Annotated in this window: 18 protein-coding genes and 1 pseudogene; 10 read left to right on the plus strand and 9 right to left on the minus strand. The window is 65.6% G+C overall.

Annotation, left to right across the window (positions count from 1 at the left end):
• Nucleotides 1-407: pseudogene (locus tag H7A85_RS19320) on the minus strand (1,3-1,4-beta-glycanase); the annotation flags it as partial.
• Nucleotides 408-673: 266 nt separating this feature from the next.
• Here H7A85_RS19320 and H7A85_RS19325 point away from each other — a divergent pair.
• The 5 genes from H7A85_RS19325 to H7A85_RS19345 all read left to right on the plus strand — a co-directional run bounded on the left by H7A85_RS19325 (nt 674) and on the right by H7A85_RS19345 (nt 5,653).
• Nucleotides 674-1,738: an acyltransferase gene (locus H7A85_RS19325; RefSeq protein WP_182422173.1), complete on the plus strand. Its 1,065-nt coding sequence runs from the start codon at nt 674-676 to the stop codon at nt 1,736-1,738.
• 253 nt (nt 1,739-1,991) lie between these two features.
• A complete protein-coding gene (locus tag H7A85_RS19330; RefSeq protein ID WP_182422174.1) occupies nt 1,992-3,326 on the plus strand; it encodes an O-antigen ligase family protein in 1,335 nt (444 codons plus the stop codon).
• A 70-nt stretch (nt 3,327-3,396) separates the two neighbouring features.
• Entirely contained in the window at nt 3,397-4,410 is a 1,014-nt protein-coding gene (locus H7A85_RS19335) for an acyltransferase family protein (RefSeq protein ID WP_182422175.1), read from the plus strand.
• A gap of 136 nt (nt 4,411-4,546) precedes the next feature.
• Entirely contained in the window at nt 4,547-5,410 is an 864-nt protein-coding gene (locus tag H7A85_RS19340; protein WP_182422176.1) for an acyltransferase, read from the plus strand.
• Between the two features lie 66 nt (nt 5,411-5,476).
• A complete protein-coding gene (locus H7A85_RS19345; protein ID WP_182422177.1) occupies nt 5,477-5,653 on the plus strand; it encodes a hypothetical protein in 177 nt (58 codons plus the stop codon).
• Between the two features lie 31 nt (nt 5,654-5,684).
• Here the strand turns inward: H7A85_RS19345 and H7A85_RS19350 are convergent, their stop codons facing one another.
• The 6 genes from H7A85_RS19350 to H7A85_RS19375 all read right to left on the minus strand — a co-directional run bounded on the left by H7A85_RS19350 (nt 5,685) and on the right by H7A85_RS19375 (nt 12,427).
• Nucleotides 5,685-6,803, minus strand: a complete 1,119-nt coding sequence (locus H7A85_RS19350) for an endo-1,4-beta-xylanase (protein ID WP_182422178.1) — start codon at nt 6,801-6,803, stop codon at nt 5,685-5,687.
• Nucleotides 6,800-7,729: a glycosyltransferase family 2 protein gene (locus H7A85_RS19355; RefSeq protein WP_182422179.1), complete on the minus strand. Its 930-nt coding sequence runs from the start codon at nt 7,727-7,729 to the stop codon at nt 6,800-6,802. Before H7A85_RS19355 ends, H7A85_RS19350 begins: the two co-directional genes overlap by 4 nt.
• The gene (locus H7A85_RS19360) at nt 7,726-8,634 is read right to left on the minus strand and encodes a glycosyltransferase family 2 protein (RefSeq protein WP_182422180.1); all 909 of its coding nucleotides are present in this window, start codon (nt 8,632-8,634) and stop codon (nt 7,726-7,728) included. Before H7A85_RS19360 ends, H7A85_RS19355 begins: the two co-directional genes overlap by 4 nt.
• Nucleotides 8,635-8,800: 166 nt before the next feature.
• On the minus strand, nt 8,801-10,231 hold the full coding sequence (locus tag H7A85_RS19365; RefSeq protein WP_182422181.1) for an MOP flippase family protein: 1,431 nt from the start codon (nt 10,229-10,231) through the stop codon (nt 8,801-8,803).
• Nucleotides 10,228-11,076: a glycosyltransferase family 2 protein gene (locus H7A85_RS19370; protein ID WP_182422182.1), complete on the minus strand. Its 849-nt coding sequence runs from the start codon at nt 11,074-11,076 to the stop codon at nt 10,228-10,230. The genes H7A85_RS19365 and H7A85_RS19370 overlap by 4 nt, the downstream gene beginning before the upstream one ends.
• Nucleotides 11,077-11,122: 46 nt before the next feature.
• Nucleotides 11,123-12,427, minus strand: coding sequence for a polysaccharide biosynthesis protein (locus tag H7A85_RS19375; protein ID WP_182422183.1), 1,305 nt, complete (start codon nt 12,425-12,427; stop codon nt 11,123-11,125).
• 332 nt (nt 12,428-12,759) lie between these two features.
• On the opposite strand from H7A85_RS19375, the gene H7A85_RS19380 reads away from it, so the two are divergent.
• Nucleotides 12,760-13,704, plus strand: a complete 945-nt coding sequence (locus H7A85_RS19380; protein ID WP_182422184.1) for a glycosyltransferase — start codon at nt 12,760-12,762, stop codon at nt 13,702-13,704.
• 44 nt (nt 13,705-13,748) lie between these two features.
• Here H7A85_RS19380 and H7A85_RS19385 read toward each other — a convergent pair whose 3' ends face one another.
• Both H7A85_RS19385 and H7A85_RS19390 read right to left on the minus strand, forming a co-directional pair.
• Nucleotides 13,749-14,531 carry a WecB/TagA/CpsF family glycosyltransferase gene (locus H7A85_RS19385; RefSeq protein WP_182422185.1) on the minus strand — a complete coding sequence of 261 codons (783 nt, stop codon included), beginning with the start codon at nt 14,529-14,531 and terminating at the stop codon, nt 13,749-13,751.
• Between the two features lie 138 nt (nt 14,532-14,669).
• Nucleotides 14,670-16,058, minus strand: a complete 1,389-nt coding sequence (locus H7A85_RS19390) for a UDP-glucose/GDP-mannose dehydrogenase family protein (protein ID WP_182422186.1) — start codon at nt 16,056-16,058, stop codon at nt 14,670-14,672.
• Nucleotides 16,059-16,346: 288 nt separating this feature from the next.
• Between H7A85_RS19390 and H7A85_RS19395 the strand changes: the two genes are divergently transcribed.
• The 4 genes from H7A85_RS19395 to H7A85_RS19410 all read left to right on the plus strand — a co-directional run bounded on the left by H7A85_RS19395 (nt 16,347) and on the right by H7A85_RS19410 (nt 20,854).
• Nucleotides 16,347-17,852 carry an O-antigen ligase family protein gene (locus H7A85_RS19395; protein ID WP_182422187.1) on the plus strand — a complete coding sequence of 502 codons (1,506 nt, stop codon included), beginning with the start codon at nt 16,347-16,349 and terminating at the stop codon, nt 17,850-17,852.
• A gap of 93 nt (nt 17,853-17,945) precedes the next feature.
• A complete protein-coding gene (locus tag H7A85_RS19400; RefSeq protein ID WP_182422188.1) occupies nt 17,946-18,575 on the plus strand; it encodes a transglutaminase-like cysteine peptidase in 630 nt (209 codons plus the stop codon).
• A gap of 262 nt (nt 18,576-18,837) precedes the next feature.
• Nucleotides 18,838-19,986: a polysaccharide biosynthesis/export family protein gene (locus H7A85_RS19405; RefSeq protein ID WP_244631292.1), complete on the plus strand. Its 1,149-nt coding sequence runs from the start codon at nt 18,838-18,840 to the stop codon at nt 19,984-19,986.
• Nucleotides 19,987-20,053: 67 nt separating this feature from the next.
• Nucleotides 20,054-20,854: a hypothetical protein gene (locus H7A85_RS19410; RefSeq protein WP_182422189.1), complete on the plus strand. Its 801-nt coding sequence runs from the start codon at nt 20,054-20,056 to the stop codon at nt 20,852-20,854.
• The last annotated feature ends 45 nt before the right edge of the window (nt 20,855-20,899 follow it).

Genomic DNA, 20,899 nt, shown 5'->3' on the forward strand with positions numbered 1-20,899 from the left:
GAGAAGTCGGTGATCGTGTCGTGGCCGCTCCCCTTCGTCATGATGAAGATATCGTCGCCACCGCCGCCGGTCAGCGTATCGTTGCCCTCCAGGCCGACCAGGGTCTGGCGCCCCTCGCCACCCGTTAGAACGTTGTTCAGAGAGTTTCCGACCCCGGTCAGACCGACGCCGCCGATGGTCAGGTTCTCGACATGGGCGCTGAGCGTGTAGTCGGTCCTCCAGGTCAGGACCGTGTCGATACCGCCATTGGCGCTTTCCTCCACGAAGTCCTTCGGGGAGATGACGAAGTATGTATCGTTGCCCAGCCCACCCTTCATCAAGGTTCCCGCGATGCTGGAGGCCAGGTAGTCGTTGCCGTTAGTTCCCAGAAGTTGGGCGGCGTATTTCGAGATCAGGTTGGCGGCCATTGGATAAACCCTAAGGGGACATACCCGGACATTACTCCCGAAAATTTCAGACTTGCCGAACTTGGAAGCCCGAATTTGATACTGATTCAAGGTGCATTTGAACAAAACTTGCCGGTTCGAACCTTGTGTCGATGCGGCAGCGCAATACCCTGAAGGTTCGGTATCCGACGATTGCCGACACCGAGGCGACCGCTCACATTGCTGTCCTGCAGCATACATTCTATGCTGGCTGCCGGTGTGGTCTCTGATCGGGCAGGGAAGCGGCAGTGAACCGGATTGCGGGTTTCGACGGCATCAGGGCCATTGCAGCCGTGGCGGTGGTGTTCACCCATACGGCCGCCGGGTTCCTCCAGATCGGAGGCTTTGCCGTCAACGTCTTCTTCGTCCTCAGTGGCTATCTCATCATCTTCAATCTCCATCGGTCGAGGCGCCGGGTCGAAGAGCGTGGATCGCGCCCGCTGGCTGCGCTCGCCGACTTCTGGCGCAAGCGCTCGCGGCGCATCATGCCGGCCTACTACGTGGTTCTCCTCCTCAGCCTGCCGGTGGCGATCCATCTGGAGGGGATGACGCTTTCGCAGGTGGCGTTCTATGCCGCTTATCTGCAGAACTTCCTGATGGCCCGCGCCGACGACTGGCTTCCGCTCGGTCATCTATGGACGCTGGCCGTGGAGCAGCAGTTCTACCTCGTCATTGCGCCGCTCCTGCTTTTCACGCCCGCGCGCCGCCATGCCGATCTTCTGATCGGCACCCTTGTCCTGATGCTGGGCCTGATCGTCTGGATCTACCTTTTTCCGATCATCACGCCGTTTCAGCTCGACCGCATGCCCTTCGGCGCGATCCTTCTAGGCTGCGCGGGCGGTGTCATGGCCATTCGACCGGTGGTTCGCGTGTCCGGACGCGCCGCGCTCGCCTTCTTCGCCGTGGGCACGCTGACCGCGATGTTCCCCCCTTGGGTGTTTTCCGGCTCGGCGCTCGCGCTGATCGCGGTCTTCGTGGTCCAGGCGACGGCCTGCACGGTGATTGTGGTCTGGGTCGCGCGCAACCAGTCGAGCCGCGTGGTCTCGCTTCTGGAAAACCGGATCCTCGTCTTCTTCGGGGTCATCTCCTATAGCCTCTATCTCGTGCACGGCGCCGTCGCGACGGCCTTCAAGCATTACTGGATCGACGTCGAGTTCGGCCTGGGGTCGCTCGATCTCGCCCTCAATCGCCTGCTGCTGTTTCCGGCCGCACTCGCGGTCTCGGTGGCGATCGCCTATCCGGTGTGGCGTCTGTTCGAGGCGCCGTTCCAGAGCCGGGGCGCCGCCGTGCGGCCGGTCCGTGCGCAAGCATGAGGCGGGCGTGTCGCACGGCCAAGGTCGCGCCGCGCCGAAAATCGCCATGCCTCCGTCGCGCCTTGTTCCGATTGCAGGGAATAAGGGGTAAGAGTGTTGCTGCACTGCAGCGTTCGAGGGCCGACGAGGCGACAGGCTCGGACGCACATGCCCGGTCGGAAGGGTCCGCGTATCGCCTGTCGCATACGGATGCGTCGGCTGACGGTGCTGGCCTCCTGTTTTGTTTGCTCCGTTCTGAAGGCGAACTCGCAGCATGACGTTCTCAGACAAGGCGATGGCGCGCCTTGAGGCATTGTTCTTCACACTGTTCCTCGCCATCATGGTGCGCATCAACTTCGGAGCAGCCGACTCGGAAGAGGCACGCTTGGGACGGCTGGAAGCCGCCGCCAACGGCGACGCCACCAAGCAGTTGATCTATGCGATCATCTTTCTGCTCTTCATCGGCCTTTGGCTTTGGTTGAAAGGCGCGAGGATGCCACGATGCGTCTCGATCCTGCAGATCATCTTTCTGGTCTGGGTCGCGACGACGACGAGCTGGGCCTACTACCCCGAAATCTCGTTCCGGCGGATGGTTCTCCTCTGCATGACCTTGATTTCGTTGGCCTTGTCCATCGACTTTCTGGGTCCCTCCCGCACGCTCAACGTTCTCTACAAGGGTCTGGCGGTCGTCATTACCTTCTCGCTAATCTCCGTCTTCCTGTTTCCCTCATTTGCAGTGCATCCTGCGACAGAAACGGATCCGAGCATCGTCGGTGGTTGGCGCGGGGTCTTCCTTCATAAGAACACGGCCGGAGCCGTTTGCGCCGTAGCCGTCATTGTGTTTACGCATTACGCGGTGACGCTGAGACGAAAGAGGGATTGGTTCTTCCTCTTCGTCTGCCTGTTCTTCCTGATCGGTTCGAAGTCGAAGACGCCCCTTGGCCTTCTGGCCATCGTCATCCCTCTCGGCTTCTATTACCGCGCGGTCTTCAGTGCCAATGGGGGGCGCATCTGGTTCATCCTGACCGTTCTCTTTGTCGCTACGCTTCTTGCGGTCCTGGCCTTCGGTTATCAGGATCTCATCGCACGAGTATTGGATGATCCGACATCCTTCACCGGCCGGGTCGCGATCTGGGACACGGCCATCGCGTTCGCCAAAGATCATTTTTGGACGGGGTCCGGCTACAGTTCGCTATGGGGAACGGGGAACGAAACACCTGCCGTTCCCTATCTGGAAGAGGCCTATGTCGAGTTCACGGTCCATTCACACAGTGGCTACATCGAGTTGTTCGCGACGACGGGCCTTCCTGGCCTCTGCCTCGCCGTTTTGGCGGCTGTGATCCTGCCGTTCTATCAATTCGTCTTCTGCGTCGACAAATCGAACGCCAAGACCTGCTCGCTCTTGTTCTCGATCTGGTTCTTTGCCGTCCTGCAGAACCTCATGGAGACGCAGCTTTATTCGCGCGACCGAGAGGTCTGGTTCATGATGCTCTCCGCGGTCCTGTCCATGCATCTGATCGCGAAGACGAGGGTCAAGGGCCGCGCGGAGTCTCCTATCGTCTCACGGCGACCTTCGACAACGCAGCCGGTGGCTGCGAGGCCAGCCTGACGGGCCTTGTCGGGAACGGATGCGCTCGAGAGGCGAATCGGACGATTTCCGGTTCAGATGAGGGGTTTGAATGGGAAGGCTTTGGGATCTGGAGCGGGCGAAAGTGCTCGCGATCTTTCTCGTCGTAGTAGGTCACATCTTCGGATATGCGCCTCCGGTCGGTGGAGAATGGTGGTTCATACCCGAGAGCTACATTTATCTCTTCCACATGCCGCTCTTCATGTTCCTTTCGGGCTTCGTCTTCGGACTGAAGCGCTACGACGATCTCCGCCTTCGAGACTTTCCGGGCTATGTGCGCGCCAGAGCGGAGCGACTGCTGATCCCTTTCATGGCGATGGCCATCATCATCATAGCGGGCAAGACGGTCGCGCGGGACGTAGCCGGCGTTTCGTTGAGCGACCAGACGCTTGGGCAGAATGTGCTCGGCGTGCTCGGCCACTATGGCTTCGCCGCTTCGCCGGTTCAGTTCATCTGGTATCTGTTCGTCGTCTTCCTGTTCAGCATCATGACGGCGCTGCTCTGCGGTATCGGAAAAATTCCTGTCCCGGCCGTCTTGCTCGCGGCCGGCATCCTGTTCCTGATCGACGTTCCCGACATTTACTACCTGTTCTATGTCGGAAAATTCTATCTCTTCTTCATGCTGGGTGTCGTCTGTTGCCATAGGAGAGAGCGCGCCTACGATCTGGTCGATCGACATGCGCTGGCGTTCCACGCCGCCTTTCTGCTGGCCTCCGCTGTTTTCTTCGTCTCGTTTTGGGATCTACGAGAGTTCTACGCTTCACGGTTTTGGATTCTCGTTATGAGCGCGACGGCAATCCCGTCGATCATCGCCTTCATGCGGAGCGGCTGGGCCACACGGCAGGAATGGCTGACATATCTGTCGGGCTACGTCTTCATCATCTACCTCTTCAACGTGCCGTTCATCGGCTTCGCGAAGGAGGTGATCAAGCGAGCGATCCCCTACACGAACGAATACATGATCCTGTATGCCCCCATTCTGGTGGGGGCGGGGTTCGTCGGACCTATCGTCCTGCGAAAGCTCGTCTTCGAACGGTGGTCGTATCTGCGCAGGATGACGGCGTGATCGCTCATCGAGATCATTCGCGCCCACGCTGAGAAGCCGTCGGGATCGTGCGCACGAGCAACATCGAGAGCACGATCCGTCCTATACGCAAACGGACCACCTCGGTACGGCAAAGCTCATACGGAACGGACAGCCAATGGCCGCCGCGCGCAACAAGATCGAATCCCTTCAGGCGCTGCGCGCCGTCGCGGCGCTTTGCGTCGTGGCTCATCACGCCTTTCGCGCGGTGACGGTGAATGCCGATCCGGCGCTGGGGTTGCCCGAGCCGCGCCTCCTGTTCAACGAGCACGTCGTCGAGATCGGAGCGTTCGGCGTCGATCTCTTCTTCATCCTCAGCGGCTTCCTGATGGTCGTCATCGCCGGGCCCTATGTCGAAGGGCGCCGGCCGAAGGCCGACTTCATCGTCCAGCGCATCATCCGCGTCTGGCCGCTCTACGCGCTGGCGACGCTACTCTTCCTGGCGCTCAAGCTGGCGGCCTGGGCCGTGCGGGGCGGGCCGATACCCTTCGATTTCGACCCGTTACGCCTTCTCAGCCTCGCCTTCGTCCCGTCCTTCAACGAGAACGGGGTGCTGCAGCCGATCGTCGGCGTCGGCTGGACGCTGAACTACGAGTTCCTGTTCTATCTCGTGTTCCTCGCCGCGCTGGTCGCCGGGACGCGGCACGTCTTCGCCACGCTCTGCGCTTTTCTGGCCGTGGTCTTCGCGGTTGGCCTCGCGCTGCCGGCGGACACGGCGGCGGGTGCGTTTCTCGCCAACCCGATCCTGTTCGAGTTCCTGTTCGGCGGCGCGGCGGCCGTTCTCTGGCAACGCGGGCTCTTGCCCAAGGCTTCCGGGTGGCCGCTCGTCGCGCTGGGGCTGGCGCTCCTTTGGGCCTTCGCCTTCGTGCCGAACGAAAGCGTCATGCGTTTTCTCGCCCGCGGCCTGCCCTGCCTCCTGATCTTCGCCGGGATCCTCGTTCTCAACGACCGCATCGCCTGGCCGCGCGCCCTCGTGTTCTAGGGCGATGCGTCCTACTCGATCTACCTCTTCCACATCCTCGTCGTGTACCAGGCGGCCGGCGCCACGTTGAAGCTTCTCGTCGGCTGCGGGATCGTGGACTTCGCGCCGGAGGTCGCTTCGCTCGTCGGCATCGGCACCTCGGTCGCGGTCGGCTGCATCCTGCACAAGGCGCTGGAAGTGCCGATGACGCGTATGCTGCACGAGCGCTACGACATGCGGCGCCAGTTGAGGCTGTCTCGCTGAGGAAACACGCTCCGGAGCGTGGAACAGGCGGCTAGCTGCCGCGCGCCGGGGCGCCGTCGAGAGCGTCCGCGATCGCCTGCCACATCGGCTTCCTGCGGTATCCGTCGTCATAGGGAAGGACGCGCGAGCGCGTTCCGTCCGCGCGCTTGTAGGGCGCGATGTCCGACATCCAGGAATAGCGGTCGCTGATGCCCCAGCACAGGACGCCCGTCATCGACCGGAACGACAGGGCCGTGTCGAGGAAGCTCTTCGTCACCGCCGCAACCTCCGCGTCGCGTTTGCCAGGATCGTCCGGGCCGTCGATGTCGGCCACATCCAGTTCGCTCACCATGGTCTGAAGACCGAAGCCTTCGAGCTCGCGCATGAAGCGCGCGAAGACCTCCGGCTCAAACGAAGCCTGGAACGGCTTGAGGTGGCCCTGGATGGCGAAGCCGTCAATCGGCACGTCCCTGGCCCTCAAGCGCTCGATCAGGTTGAGGATCGCGGTTCGGCGCCGCTCGTTCCAGCGCACGTCGCTTTCCACCCCGTAGTCGCAGAGGTAGAGCGGCGCGCCGTCGCCGTGCTCCTTCGCCGTTCGGAAGGCGAGGCCGATATAGTCCTCGCCGAAGGCCTGCCACCAGACATTGTCCCGGCGCATGCCGTTCCAGTTCCACTGGTCGGGCTCGACCGCCTCGTTGACGACGTCCCAGGACTGCATCTTCCCGCGATAGCGGTCCATGACGGTCTGGATATAGGAAACCAGGAGCCGCTCCCGCTCGGCCATCGGCCCTTGCAACGCGTTCGCCAGCCAGTCGGGATTGGCGGCGTACCAGCACAGCGTATGGCCGCGCACCTTGAGCCCGTGCGACCCGGCGAAGTCCATCACGGCGTCGGCGCCCTCGAACGTGTACTGCCCCTCTTTGGGCTCGACGTTCTTGCGCTTCAACTCATACTCATGAACGAGAATGTCGGCGTCCTCGAGGATGGCCCGGACGTAGTCGGGATCGTTCCGAAGGGCGGTCGACTTCACCGCGCATCCGAACAGGAGCCCCTTGGCCTCGGCGCGCTGGCGGAGCGAGGAAGGCTGCGCTGCGGCCGCGGCCATCGAGGGACCGATCGCCGCCGTGCCGGCGAGCGCGGCCGCGCCGTTCAGGAATTCGCGTCGGTTCAAGAGCCGGTCCTTGCGCCTTTCCGTTTCTCGACCCACCAGTTCGTCAGCCGCCGATAGGTCTGGTTCGGCATGACGATCTGCATGAGGACGACGCCAGCCAGACGGGGGGAATATGCCCTTTTGAGGACGGCGCGGGCGTAGAGCCAGAGAGCGCGGCCGGGCTGCTCCTGGGCGATGCTCTTCGCCAGGTGCCAGCCGCGATAGCCGTGATAAGCCTCGGGCGGGATGTAGGGCTTCAGATCGTCCAGCCAGTCGAGTTCGGCGAGCGGGCGGCGCAGATGCGACAGCCGGTCGTGGTCGAGGTCGTCGGACCAGACGACGCTCGGCGTCGGGGTCATCAGGAAGTTGCAGCCGGCCAGTTGGAGGCGGATCGCGAAGTCGGTGTCGTCGCCATAGCGCGCGTCCTCGCGGTAGCGCACGCGCCGCGCGACGTCGGCCGGCACGCACAGCCCGCTGGTCTGGACGAAGCCCCGGTCGCAGATGAGATAGGTCGCCATGTTCTCGCCCGCGAAGATGGCGCGCGGCGGCTTGACGAACTGCCGGCCGCCCTCCCGGTTGGCGATCACCGGGCTATACACCACCGAGCCGGGCTGGCCCTCGATCGCCGCCTTCATGGTGGAAAGATGATGGGGAAGGTAGGTGTCGTCGGAATCAAGGAAGGCGATGTAGTCGCCGCGGGCCTCGTCGATCCCGCGATTGCGCGCCCGGCTCGCGCCGCCGTTCTCCTGGCGCGCGATTCGCAGCCGCGGATAGCTCAGCGACGCGGCCACGCCTTCCAGATCGTCGGTGGAGCCGTCATCCACGAGGACGACCTCGAAATCCGGGAAATCCTGCGCATAGACGGACTCCAGCGTGCGCGCGATCATGCGCGCCCGGTTGTAGACCGGGATCACCACCGTGAAAAAGGGCGATCCCTCTTCGCTCACATGGCCCGCCGGACTGAGCTGGCGATCCGGTCCGCCAGGGAGCGATAGATCGGTGTCGGGAGCGCGATCTGCAGCAACACCGCAATCGCCAGCTTCGGTCCGTAGCATCCGTTGACCAATGCACTCGAGTAGTAATGAGCCGCGCGCCAAGGCTGGGTCGGAGCAATGCCCTTCGCCACGTGCCAGCCGCGGTATCCAAGATAAGCTTTTTTGGAAACTAGGGGACGCATTTCTTCCAGCCACCCTACGACACGGTTACCTTTTCGTGCTGCCGATACGCGATTGGGGTCGAACGCGTCATTCCAGACTACACTTGCTACTTGTGACATACGAAAGCGGCAACCGGAAAGATGCAACCGGATCGCGAAATCCGTATCCTGACCAAAGGGAAGGCCGAGCCTGTACCGGACCGTCGCGGCGATGTGCCGGGGAACGACCAAACCGCTTGTTTGCACGAAGCCGCGATCGCGCATGACGTAATCAGCCATTGCTTCACCTTCCCTTAGAGCACGCGGCGGTTTGACGAACGTTACTCCATCACCGCGATCGACGATCACCGGCGAGTAGGCGGCCGTATCCGCGGTTCCCTCCAGAAGGGCGTGCATGGCCGCCAGATGCCCGGGCAGGAACACGTCGTCGGAATCGAGGAAGGCGACGAAGCGGCCGCGCGCCTCGTCGATGCCGCGATTGCGCGCCGCCCCGCCGCCGGCGTTGTCCTGCCTGACGTAGCGCACGCGCGGGTCGCCGATACCAGCGACCTTGGCCTCGGGATCATCCTTTGACCCGTCGTCGACCACGACGATCTCGAAATCGGAGAAGGTCTGATCCAACACCGAGCGGATCGTCGCCTCGATGACATCGGCGCGGTTGTAAAGCGGGATGACGACGCTGAACGTGGGTTGCATCGCGGTCGTGCTCCTTGAAAGCGTTCCCCTCAGGGACCGCGCGGCCGAGGTGTTGCTCGGACCGTGAGGGCGTGTCGGGGCATAAGGGTGGTGTTCGGGTCTCCGGCCGGATACCGGAACGGAAGGCGGGCGCCGGGACGGGGGTGGCCCGTCCCGGCGCATCGTGTCAGGTGCGGCGGGCGAGTTGCATCATGGCGGTGAACCAGACCCGGTTGCACAGGAAGCTCGTCATCGTGTAGATCGCGCCGCCTGCCGCCAGCCCCACAGCGAGGCGCAGAATAGCGGGTTCGACCGCCATCGCCGCCCCGTAGGCCGCAAGCGAGGTCGGCACCGTGATCGCCAGCGGCACGAGCCACTGCTTCGTATAGTCCCACAGGCCGACGTCGATGATCCGCCTGAGGACGAAGGCCCAGAGCGCGAAGACGAAGAGCACGTAGAAGAGCGTCATTGCCGAGGCTGCGACCCAAAGGCCGAAGCTCGCGCTGAACGCGATCACCAGCGACAGCGCCACCGCCACCGACAGGCTTTGCACCAGTGCCAGCTTGGCGTTGCCGGTGGCGTAGAGAAGGCTGCCGACGGGGTTGCCGAGCGAGCGGAACATGCCCCAGACGGCGAGAATGCCGAGGAGATCCGCCGAGCCCGCCCATTGCGGGCCGAAGACGACGAGCGTGATCTCGTGGCGGAAGGTCGCCATGGCGGCATAGATCGGGAAGTTCACCGACGACGTCATCCGGATCGTCGCGAGATAGATGCGGCGCAGCATGTCCGGATCGTCCTGAGCCTTCGCCATCAAGGGCGTGCCGACGCGGGTCATGATCGGGTTGGTCGCCATCATCACCTTGAGGCAGAGCTCGCGCGGCACCGTGTAGGCGCCGAGCGCCGCGCTGCCGAGGATGCGTCCGATGATGATGACGTCGGACTGCATGGCGAAGGTGTTGGCAAGGCTCGTGCCGAGTAGGAATGCGCCGGCCTTCAAATGCGAGGACGCTTCGCGAAAGCGCAGGTGGAAGCCCGGCAGCCAGCCGTCCCGCACGAACAGGAAGTAAAGGATGCTGTTGCCGCCCGTCAGCGTCAGCACCGCCAGAACCAGGGCATAGACGCCGGCACCCTGATAGGCCGCGACGATCGCGACGATTGTCGAGACCACGGCCGAGGTCATCTCGACGAGGGCGACGGAGCGGAAGGCGAGGCGCTTTTCGGCCAGAACCTTGACCTGCTGGCCGATCGCCAGGAGGAAGAAGGACAGGCCCGCCAGCGACAGGGGCGTGACGAGCGCCGGCTCGCCGTAAAAGTCGGCCGCCGCCGGGCTCGCCAGCCAGATCGCGAGGGACAGCGCCGCGCCGACCGCCACGTTCAGCCAGTAGAGCGTCGACAGGACCTCGTGCGAGATCTGCCGGGCATGGATGATCGAGTTGCTGACCCCTAAGTCCGCGAAAAGCTGGATGAAGGCGGTGATCGAGACGATCATCGCCATCAGGCCGAAGTCGGCGGGGGCGACGAGGCGCGCGAGCACCATGAGCTGAAGGGTCTGGAGGACGACGCGCGCGATCGTGACGAAGCTCGTCCAGCGGACGGCGCTAAAGGCTTCCGCTCTCATTTCGCGAGTTCTCCCATGGGCAGGCCGTAGCGGGCGACGATCGCCGCGAACTGGCGGTCGTTGCCGTCGCCCTCGCCGCGGTTGACGGTCTGAAGGGCCCCGTCCTGCGAGCCGGGCCATTCGAAGAAGCGGCGTTTGGGGCCGACCTTGCGCACGCGGTTGCCGGCGCGGCGCGCCATCCAGTTGAGCCAGATGTCGTCGCCGGTCGGGCAGAGCGCCAGAAGCGTCTCGACGTCGCCGACGTCGGGATGGAGGCTTGCCGGCGGATAGAAGACGCCGCCGACGCCGGTGAAGAACACGTCCCAGCCCGGCGTCTGGTCGGAAATCTCGAAGGGCCAGCGGTCGTAGGGAAGGAGGCGGCCGTTCTCCACCGACATGCGGTGGGCCCGGTGCGCCAGGATCGTCCGATCGCCGGGCACGTAGGCTTCGCAGAGCGTCGCCAGCCAGTCGCGTGGGTAATACACGTCGTCGTCGGCGGTGACGATGAAGGCGTCGGAATGCTCGGCGAGCGCGGGGATGATCTTCTTGTAGGATCTGAGATCCACCGTCGGCCGGATTTGCAGCCCGTCGGCTTCCATGGCCCGGATCTCGGACGGAAGCTTCTCCATGTCGCCGTCCGCGATCCAGAGGAGAACGGCGTCGGGCCGCACGCTCTGGGTCAGGAGCGTCTTCAGCGTCGGTACGAGTGCGTCGAACCGTTTGGGGTAGGAGGTCAGCGAGACGACGAGCGGCGCGGGCAGGCCGCTCGGACGGCCGGGCCGGCGGGCGCGCCAGCGCGCTTCCACGAGACCGGCGAGCGCTCCGTAGAAGAGGGGCTTCAGGGTGCGCCTGACGAGGCTCAGCATGATGCGCTTGAATCCTTGGGCGTGGGAGCGGTGAAGTGTGCGGGCATCAACGGGCGGCCTTTGGAAGCGGCGCGGGTGTCGGCTCGGCGGCGGGCTCGCCCTTGCAGCCGCGATTCCAGGCGGCCACGAGCGCGGAAAGGCGCCAGGCCATGACGAACTGGCCGATGGCGATGCCGACGAGCGACCAGACCGGCGGCAGGACGAGGAGGATGGCGAGAACGCCGACGACCGACACGGCGCACGACCAGATGCTGGCCGTCGACAGGTCGCGGAAATGGCCGAGCGACTGGAGAAGCAGGCTGTTGGGCGCCTGCCAGATCTGGATCAGCGTGATCGCCGAGAGGAGGACGAGCGCGAGGTGGATTTCCGACGCGTCGAAGCCCGGCTTGATGACGAGGCCGGGACGGAAGCGGATCACGAGCGCGGCCAGCACCAGCGTTCCCACCCAGCCGCACAGGAGCGCCAGGAGGAACCGCCGCTTGGTGGCGAGCGCCGTGCCGGTGTCGCCGGCGGCGAGCGCGCGCCCGATGGCCGGGCGCTCAAGCTGCGTCAGGGCGGTGATCGACAGGAGCGCCGGGCGCATGAAGAGCGCCGAGGCGCTGATCGGCGCGAAGCGCGCGGGGCCGGCGAGAAGCGTGACGAGATAGGAATGGATGTTGCTGGTGAATTCGGTCGTCGTCACGCCGAGCACCGTCCAGCGCGACTGGTCCCGCCAGATGCGCGCGTAGGGTCGGAGGCTGGCGCCGCGAAGGCCGCCGAACTGGGCGCGCAGGAAGTCGCCCCCAAGGCTCGCCAGGGCGACGAGGGTCGCGACCGTGAAGGCGAGGGAGATCGACAGGCCGTCCAGGCGGTCCCCGTAGACGAGCAGCATCGCCAGCGCGATCAGGACGAGGGAATACACGATGTCGGACAGGGCGGCGGCGGTCGGGCGAAGCCGCACGTAGTTGAAGACGCGACCGAACCAGCGGATCATCGACAGCGTGGCAAAGAGGGCGAAGACCGCGATCCAGGAGCCCGCGCCCAGAAGCCCGCCGACGCCAAGGCATGCGAGGCCGACCACGAGCGCGAACACGAGATTGCCGACCAGAAGCGTGCGACGCGCCGCCTCGTCGCTCGATCCCCGGCTGACATGGACGTCGTAGGGCGTCGAGATCAGTGCGTTCGACAATCCGTAGCCGAACTGAACGAGGATCATCAGAAAGGCGAAGGTTCCGAACTCGGCGGCGGAGACGTGCGACAGCATCGCCAGCTGCACGACGAGATGGGCCAGCGAGACGAACGATGGCGCCATGACGGCGAGGCCGTAGCGCACCAGCGGTCGCAGCCGCGAAAGGGAGCGTCCACCGGTCAAGCGCCGACCCCCGTCGCCGCACCCGCGCGCCCGGTGGACACGGCCCGCTCACACGCGATCGCCAAGCTGTTGGTCACTGGTGTCCACGTCCCCGGGATGGCGATCACGCAGCCTAGGCGATCGGCAGGCCATCCTATATGCTGCATAGCAAAACGCGAAGACGAACACGATCCCCGCTCCGTTTCCAAACCGAACCGCGCGCACAGCCCAAGCCTGCACCGCTTCGGGCGTGCGGGGCGCCGAAGATGCTGCGAAAGGGTGGGGAAGCTGATCGGCCGTAAGGTCGAGTTCCGGTTTCGCTCGCCGTGCCCGTGCCGCCCCGAGGATAGGTCATGACTCCCGCATCCGGCGCCCGGCGCGTCCTTCTCGCGATCCCGACCCATCGACGCCCGGACGGGCTCGCCCGGCTCCTGGCGGCGGCCGCCGCGCTCGATGTGCCGGACGATGTGGCGCTGGAGGTGATGGCCTTCGACAACGACCCGGCCGGGGGACAGGCACTGCCGGTGATCGAGGCCGCGCGGGCCGGCGGCTTCCCGTTTCCGCTTGCCTGCCTGCCGGTGCCCGAAAAGGGGCTTTGCCATGTGCGCAACGCGATCGTGGACACGGCGAGGGCGGCCGGGCGCTTCGACCACCTCGCCATGATCGACGACGACGAATGGTTCGCGCCCGACTGGCTGCGCGTCATCCTCGGCGTACACGAGGCGACCGGGGCCGACGCCACGAGCGGCCCTTTCGAGCCGGTGTTTCCGCCGGACACGCCCGAATGGATCCGCCTCTGCCCCTTGTATCGCTCCGACCCCAATCCGACGGGGCCGATCGACATGATCTGGGGCGCGGGCAACGTCGTCCTGCGTATGGCAAGCCTTGCCGATGTGCCTCCGGGACAGGCCTTCGACCTCCGGTTCAACCTTCTGGGCGGCGAGGACGTCGAGGCCTTCACCCGGTTGAAACGCCAGGGGTTCCGCTACGCCTGGGCCGCCGGGGCGCCGATCTTCGAGGAGGTGCCGCCCGCGCGCACTCGCCTTGCCTGGATCGTCAAGCGCGCCTTCCGCATCGGAACGACCGGCATGGCGGTGCAGCTCGACTGGGACTATCGAGGCCGCTTCGGGCGCCTTCGCGCCCTCGGCTTCTCGCTGGCGCAGCTCGGGCTCTACGGCGCGAAACTCACCCGGAGCCTCGCTCATCCCGAGCGCCGCATCGCGAACGTCTGCCATCTCGTGCGCGTCACCGGCAAGATCGCCAATCTCACCGGCCTGACCTATCGCGAATACCGCTGACGGGTCGGGCGCGGCGGAAGGGGCGAAGGGCCGCGGCGAGGCGATCAGGCTTCGCGATACTCGCCGGTGCGCGCCAGAAGCAGGAGCAGCGCGAGCGGCGAGGTCGTCAGGTAGCGCCAGCCGAGCTTGCGCGGCTGCGTGGCGAAGCGATGCGCCCATTCCAGGCCCCGCTGCTGCATCCACATCGGCGCACGGACGTAGTCGCCGGTGACGTAGTTGAAGCACCCGCCGCAGGTGATCAGCCAGGTGGCGTTGAGGCGCTCACGGTTGCGCAGGCAAAACGCCTGTTCCAGAGGCTTGCCGAGGCCCACCCAGACGACGTCCGCGCCCGACGCGTTGATCTCCTCGCAGATCGCGGCCTCGTCGGCGGCGGAGAAGTATCCGTCGCGCCGGCCGGTGATCTGGAGGCCGGGATAGGCCGCCAGCATGTGCTGGGCGCAGCGCGCGTTCACGTCCTCGGTGCCGCCCAGCATGTAGAACTTGAGCCCGTGCTCGACGCCTGCCTTCGACAGGTCGTGGAACATGTCGGTCGTCGCGCTGCGCTCCGGGATCGGCGACTTCGTCAGCGCCTTGGACGCCATCACGAAAGGCTCGCCGTCCGCATGGATCAGGTCGGCCTGCAGCAGGTCGTGGTGGTAGCTCTTGTCCCAGAAGGCGAGAGCCAGCCCGTGCCCGTTGATGTCGAACATCGTCTTGGCCGGCGTGCCCGGCACTCGTTCGGCGACCGTGCCGAGGACGAGGTCCACGAGCCCGTCGCGGCCGAGGCAGGCCGTCTTGAAGCCGCCCACCCGCACGAACTCAACGCCATCGATCGATTGCTGTCGCATTCGAAAATTCTGCCCCTCGGTGTGCGACGCCGGTTGCAAGGTCCGCGGCGCCGCAGCGTTTGATGGAAATGGAAAATAGTTTGAACGTCGGAGGAGGCGGGGTCTGACACGGAGGGCGGACCGGACCTCTTGTGGCGGTCAGCCGACCGCGCGCATGCCGATCTCGACGGCGGCCGAGGCCGGCGCGGAGGCGGGACGGCCGATCGAATGGTAGGCGACACCAGCCGCTTCCATGTCCTCGGTCCGGTAGACATTGCGCAAATCCACCACGATCGAGCGGGTCAGCGCGTCGCGATAATAGGCCGGCGTCTTGTCGGCGAATTCCTGCCATTCGGTGGCGATGACGCACAGGTCCGCGCCCTGCATCGCCGAATCGAGGTCGTCGCAATAGGTGATGCAGTCGCCCAGCACGCTTTTCGCGTTCTCGGTCCCCTTCGGGTCGTAGGCGCGCACCCGCGCGCCCATCTGCGACAGCTGCTCGGCGACGATCAGCGCCACGCTGTCGCGCACGTCGTCGGTTTCCGGCTTGAAGGTGAGGCCGAGAAGCGCGATCGTGGCGCCGCGCACCTCGCCCGACGCTGCCCGGACGACCTTGGCCACCATGCGGTGCGGGCGCGAGCGGTTCACCGAGATCACGGTCTCGACGATCGTGGCGGGGCTGAGCGCCCGTTCGCCGATATGGACCATGGCGAGCGTGTCCTTCGGGAAGCACGAGCCGCCGTAGCCGGGGCCCGGGCGCAGGAAGGCGTGGCCGATCCGCTTGTCGGCGCCCATGCCGCGCGAGATCGCCTCGATGTCGCCGCCCACGTTCTCGCAGATGTCGGCCATCTCGTTGATGAACGACACCTTGGTCGCCAGGAACGTGTTGGACGCGTACTTGATGAGCTCGGACGACTTGATGTCGGTCTCGATCAGCTCGAAGCCGCTCTCAGTGAAATGCGAATAAAGGCGGCGCAGGACGGCGAGCCCGCGCTCGGACTCGGTGCCGACCACGATGCGGTCCGGCTTCATGAAGTCCGAAACCGCGTTGCCCTCGCGCAGGAACTCCGGATTGGAGGCGACTTCGAAGTCGAGCGACGGATTGGCCTCGGAAACCAGACGGCGGACCTCGGCGCCCGTGCCGACCGGGACGGTCGATTTGGTGACGATCACGGCGAAATGGTCGAGCGCGGCGGCGATCTCGCGGCTGGCGGCATAGACGTATTGAAGGTCCGCATTGCCGTCGAGCTTGCGAGTCGGCGTGCCCACCGCGATGATGACGACCTCGGCCTCTGCCACGGCCTCACCGATGCTGGTGGTGAAGGCGAGGCGCCCCGCCTCGACGTTACGCAGGACCAGCGTGTCCAGGCCCGGCTCGTAGAACGGCACGCGGCCGGACTGGAGGGCCGCGATCTTCTCCGGCAGGCGATCGACGCAGACGACCTCGCACCCGATCTCGGCGAGGCATGTTCCGGTGACGAGGCCGACATAGCCTGTTCCGATAACGGCGACCTTCGTCGCGGCACGTGCAGGGGAAGCGTTTGGCATCGGATCGCTCTCGATGTTGAGATCAGGGGCATTGGGTTGGATGACGGTTTCTGTCATCCAGAGGATTTGCAGCCTATGGTTTCAGGCGTTCCGAGCTCCGGCAGGGTCGAAGAAACCGGGGTCCGGGTGGAGCCGTCTGTATGAGTCTGCTCAATTTATGTTGCATTGCAGTATGCGCGAGCCGGAGTCTCCAGGCAACCCCGAAGGCTCGGTGCCTGATTCGCCTGGGCACCTCGACCGCTCGCTGATATCAGGAGCCCGCGGCAAATCGAAGGGGAAACCACAGGCATGGCCGAGCGGCTGGAGCACTCCGCGTCCGGCATGGACCGACATGACGTCATGGCTTGGCCCGGCGTCGGTCGACGCGCGGTTGGAACATGGGGCAAGGTTTGCGCCGCGATCCTGCGGGCGGGATTTGCGCCAGTCATTCTCCTGGCGCTCGTTCCCTTCGGCGCCACCGGCCCGTTCGCCTATCCCGCCGCGAGCCTTGCGATCGCGGTGTGGAGCGGGCTCGTCTTCGCGTTATGCCGAAGCGGCCGGTTCCCCGTTTCGGCGACCCTGGCGATCGCACTGGTGCTGGCCGCCTGGGTGCTTCTTCAGGCGATGCCCGATCCGCCCGTTCTCGTCGTCCACCCGATTTGGCGCGAGGCGGCGGAGCGTCTGGGGCAGGAACTGGCGGCCAGCGTTTCGGTCGCCCCCGAGCGCACGCTCGGCGCGCTGCCGGCGATCCTGGCTCCGCTCCTGGTCTTCGCGTCCGTTCTTCTTCTCTACAGATCCGACCGCGATGCGTTGAGGCTGCTCCGGTTCCTGGCGGTCTTGGGAAGTCTGGTGGCGGTTTTCGGCATCGTCCAGCATTTCGCGTTTCCGAACACGCTGCTTTGGGCGCCGAAGCGAGCCTATCGCGACAGCCTGACCGGGGTCTTTGCGAACCGCAACACGGCCGCGACCTTTCTCGGCTGCACGATGCTGCTTCTGATGGGGCTGGCGGCGCGCCGGCTAAACGGCCGGCCGGCCCCGCTGGCGCTGTGGGTGCTGATGACCGAGCCGGGCAGGGCGCGGCGGGAATGGCCACTGGTGCTGACGGTTCTGGCCTTGTTCGTCGTCGCCATCGCTGTGTTTCTGACCAAGTCGCGGGCGGGCGTGACTTCCAGCCTGATGGCCGCCGCGATTCTGGCCTTTCTGCTTCAGGCGCGGCGACCGGTTCGGCGCCGGTCGCGGACGCGGCAGCGCTCGCGATGGCGCCGCCGCTCGGCGCGCTGGTTCGGCAGCACCGCGATCCTCGTCGTGCTCCTGGGCGGCGCGCTTGTCGTCTTCGGTGGCCAGACGCTGCGCCGCGTCTCGCTCGCCGGCTTCAACGACGACCGGTTCTGCGTCCTCCCTGGAATGTGGCGCGCGGCGCGCGACGCCTGGCCGATGGGGACGGGCGCGGGAACCTTCGATCTCGTGTTTCCGGCCTACCGGGACCCGACCTGCGGGATCTACTGGGTGTGGGACCGGGCCCACAACGTGTTTCTGGAAGGGGTGGTCACGCTGGGTGTGGTGTTCCCCCTGGTCTGCGCGCTGGCCTACGGCGTGCTTCTGGCCGCCCTCGCGCGGGGCTTGCGCGATCGGCGCCGCGAGCGCTTCGCCCCCGCCGTGGGGCTGGCCGTTCTCGCGCTTCTGACGATGCACGATCTTCTGGACTTCTCCGTCCAAATCCCTGGCATGGCAGTCTTCGCCGCCGCGCTTCTGGGCGCGACGGTCGCGATCTCGACCCGCGAGAGCCCGTCCCGAGGATCTGCGCAATCTTCCTAAAACTTGAGTTAAAGACCGGCGCCGGGGGGAACCGGGCCGTGACGGACCGTCTGTAAGGATGACCATCGAACCTGTATCGATGGGAGTTTCGCGGTGTTGTCGCCCGTCCTGCCTTTCAAGACGTTGCTTTTCGTTTCCATGATCGCGGCCGGTCCGGCCTTTGCCCGCGAGCCGGGCACCGCCGCCCGGTGGGCGAGCCTTCCGCCGGACAAGGCGACCGTCAGAGCCGGCGCGCCGACGCTGGCGCCGTTCGCCCACGTGGTGTTCTGTAAGAGCTATCCCGCCGAGTGCCGCACCGATGGGCGCGGCAGCGGCCCGGTGCGGCTGACGGCGGAGCTGAAAGCGCTCCTCAACGAGGTGAACCTCCGGGTGAATCGGTCGATCCGTCCCGTGGCGGAAGGCAGCGGTCCGCTCGACGACGTATGGCTTCTGTCGCCCGAGGGCGGCGACTGCGACGACTATGCCGTCACCAAGCGGCGCGAGCTGGCGCGCGCCGGACTGCCCGTGTCGGCCCTGCAGCTGAGGGTGGTGCAGACCCCCGCGGGCGAAGGGCATGCCGTCCTGGCGGTGCGCACGGATCGCGGCGACATGATCCTCGACAACCTGACCGGTCGCATCCTGGAATGGAGCGACACCCGTCTCACCCTGGTCAAGTTCCAGTCGGCGACCGACCCGCGGCGTTGGTTCCGGCCGCACGGCAACACGGTGGCCTCCATCGACTGATTTGTCGCACCTCGCTCCTTAACGAAGGGAGGAAGTCAAGCGCCCGGATCGAGCCCGTGGCGCCATGGTTACCAATTTATCGATCTGTTGCTGCGTTGCAACGATCTGTGGAATTCCCGTCGACGGGTCGGAGGCAACGCTCGGGAAGGTAGAATTTGAACTATGTATCGCCGATAAGCTCGGCCCACGATACATCTGGAATCTTCGAATGCGTTCGCACTCGCATGTTGTCGTTACGTCCGTACTCGCCATGCTCTTGGGCGTGTCCGGATGTTCGACGCTTCCCCGGTCGGGGCCGGACGACCGCAGCATCCAGAGCCAGGCCGGCATTCGCGTCGGCGAGAAGGATCGCAAGGTCGGGATCGATTATGTCCTCCTGGACCTTACGCGAGGCATGCTTTCCTATTTCGAACGATCGGGCACGACCTCGCTGCGGGCGGGCTTTGGCGCCGGGCGCGGCTCGGCGCCGGGCAACGTGCTCGGCATCGGCGACGTGGTGCAGGTCTCGATCTTCGAGTCTTCGACGGGCGGCCTCTTCGTGCCGGTGGACGCCGGCAGCCGCCCCGGCAACTTCGTGACCCTGCCCAACCAGACGGTGGACCGCTCGGGCACGATCTCGGTTCCCTATGCCGGGCGCATCCGGGCCGCGGGCCGGCCGGCCGAGCAGGTCCAGCGCGAGGTGGAGCGGCTGCTCGCCGACCGCGCCATCGAGCCGCAGGTTCTCGTGACGCTGGTGGACAACCAGTCCAGCCAGGTGTCGGTGCTGGGCGACGTGAACCAGCCGACCAAACTCCCGCTCAACGCCTCGGGCGAGCGCGTGCTCGACGTCATCGCGCGCGCCGGCGGCCTTTCGACGCCGGGCGTCGAGACCTACGTGACGCTGCAGCGGCGCGGGCGCGAGGGCACGGTCCTGTTCTCCGACCTCATCAACGATTCGGCCGAGAACATCTTCGTTTCGCCCGGCGACACGATCTACGTGAATCGCGAGCGGCGGACCTATCTGGCGTTCGGCGCGTCGGGCCTCAACGGGCGCATCGACTTCGAGGAATCGAACCTGACGCTCGCCGAAGCGCTGGCCAAGGCCGGCGGTCTTCTCGACGCGCGGGCCGATCCCGCTCAGGTCTTCCTGTACCGCCTCGTGGACCGGAAGGTGCTGGAGCGCATGCAGGTGGACGTGTCGCGCTTCACCGGCTCCCAGATCCCGGTCGTGGTGCGCGCCAATATGCGCGATCCCGGCACCTTCTTCGCCATTCAGCAGCTACCGATGGCGGATAAGGACATTATCTATGTCTCCAATGCCGACTCGACCGAGTTGCAGAAATTCCTTAATATTGTGACAGACGTTACCGGAGCGGCCGCCGTTGCTTCCGGCGACGTGATTGACGCAAGGGCAGCGGCCCGAGCATTCTGACGCATCGTGCTTGTTCGTCGATGCTTGGCGATGTAGGCCCATCGGCCACCGAGGGAGGTTCGACGACATGAACACGGCGCGCGCGAGGATGGTCGCCCTGACGGGATCTCTCGTCCTGATGGGCAGCGTGGCATGGGGACAGGAAACGGGCGCGGCACCATCGCCCGAGCCCGCGGCACCGATGCTCGCGGCGCCTGTCGAGGTCGCGGCACCGTCCGGCGCGCCGGCTGCGTCCGAGCCGGCTGCGTCCGCTCCCGAAAGCGCGGCCATGGCGCAGATCCGACAGAACGGCTGCGTCGCATCGGCCGCGCGCGCGACGCCCGAGCAGATCGCGACCTTTATCGCTCAGCCTGCCACGCTTTTGTCGGATTATGGGATGACATCGATCGAGCTTTCCGCCCGGGTTCGCGCCCTGGTGGGATCCGATACGCGGGCGTTGGACAAGGCCGTCGCACTTCTGGCGGTGGCCAGCGTCGATCAGCGCGCGGCGATCGGGTCGGGCCTGGGGCGGGCGGCCTTCGCGTGTCAGGAGGTCAATCCCGAATATGCCGGGTTGATCCAGTCCCGCATCGCCGACAGTCCCTATGCCGACGTGAAGACGGCGTTCCTGGCCGCCACCAACGACATCCAGGTCGCGGCGATCGCCGGGGCTTCGGGGGGGGCGAGCGGCGGCGGTGGAGCGCCGGGTCTGTCCGGGGGCGGCGTTGCCGGTCCTGGCACGGCGGGCATGGGAGGCGACGACGTGACGCCGACGGCGACCGGAGCGTTTCCGGTCGGGAATGGTGGATCCGGGGGGATTTCGTACGTCGAGGGGAATGGAGGGGAGCTATCCATCTTCCTCATCTCAGGTAGTCCGTCCGGCCAGTGATTCCGGTTCCCGAACGGGAACGGTGAACGGGTCCGGTGCGGGGGC

It is taken from the genome of Aureimonas sp. ME7, from assembly GCF_903970965.1.
In the GTDB taxonomy this organism is placed as follows: domain Bacteria; phylum Pseudomonadota; class Alphaproteobacteria; order Rhizobiales; family Rhizobiaceae; genus Aureimonas.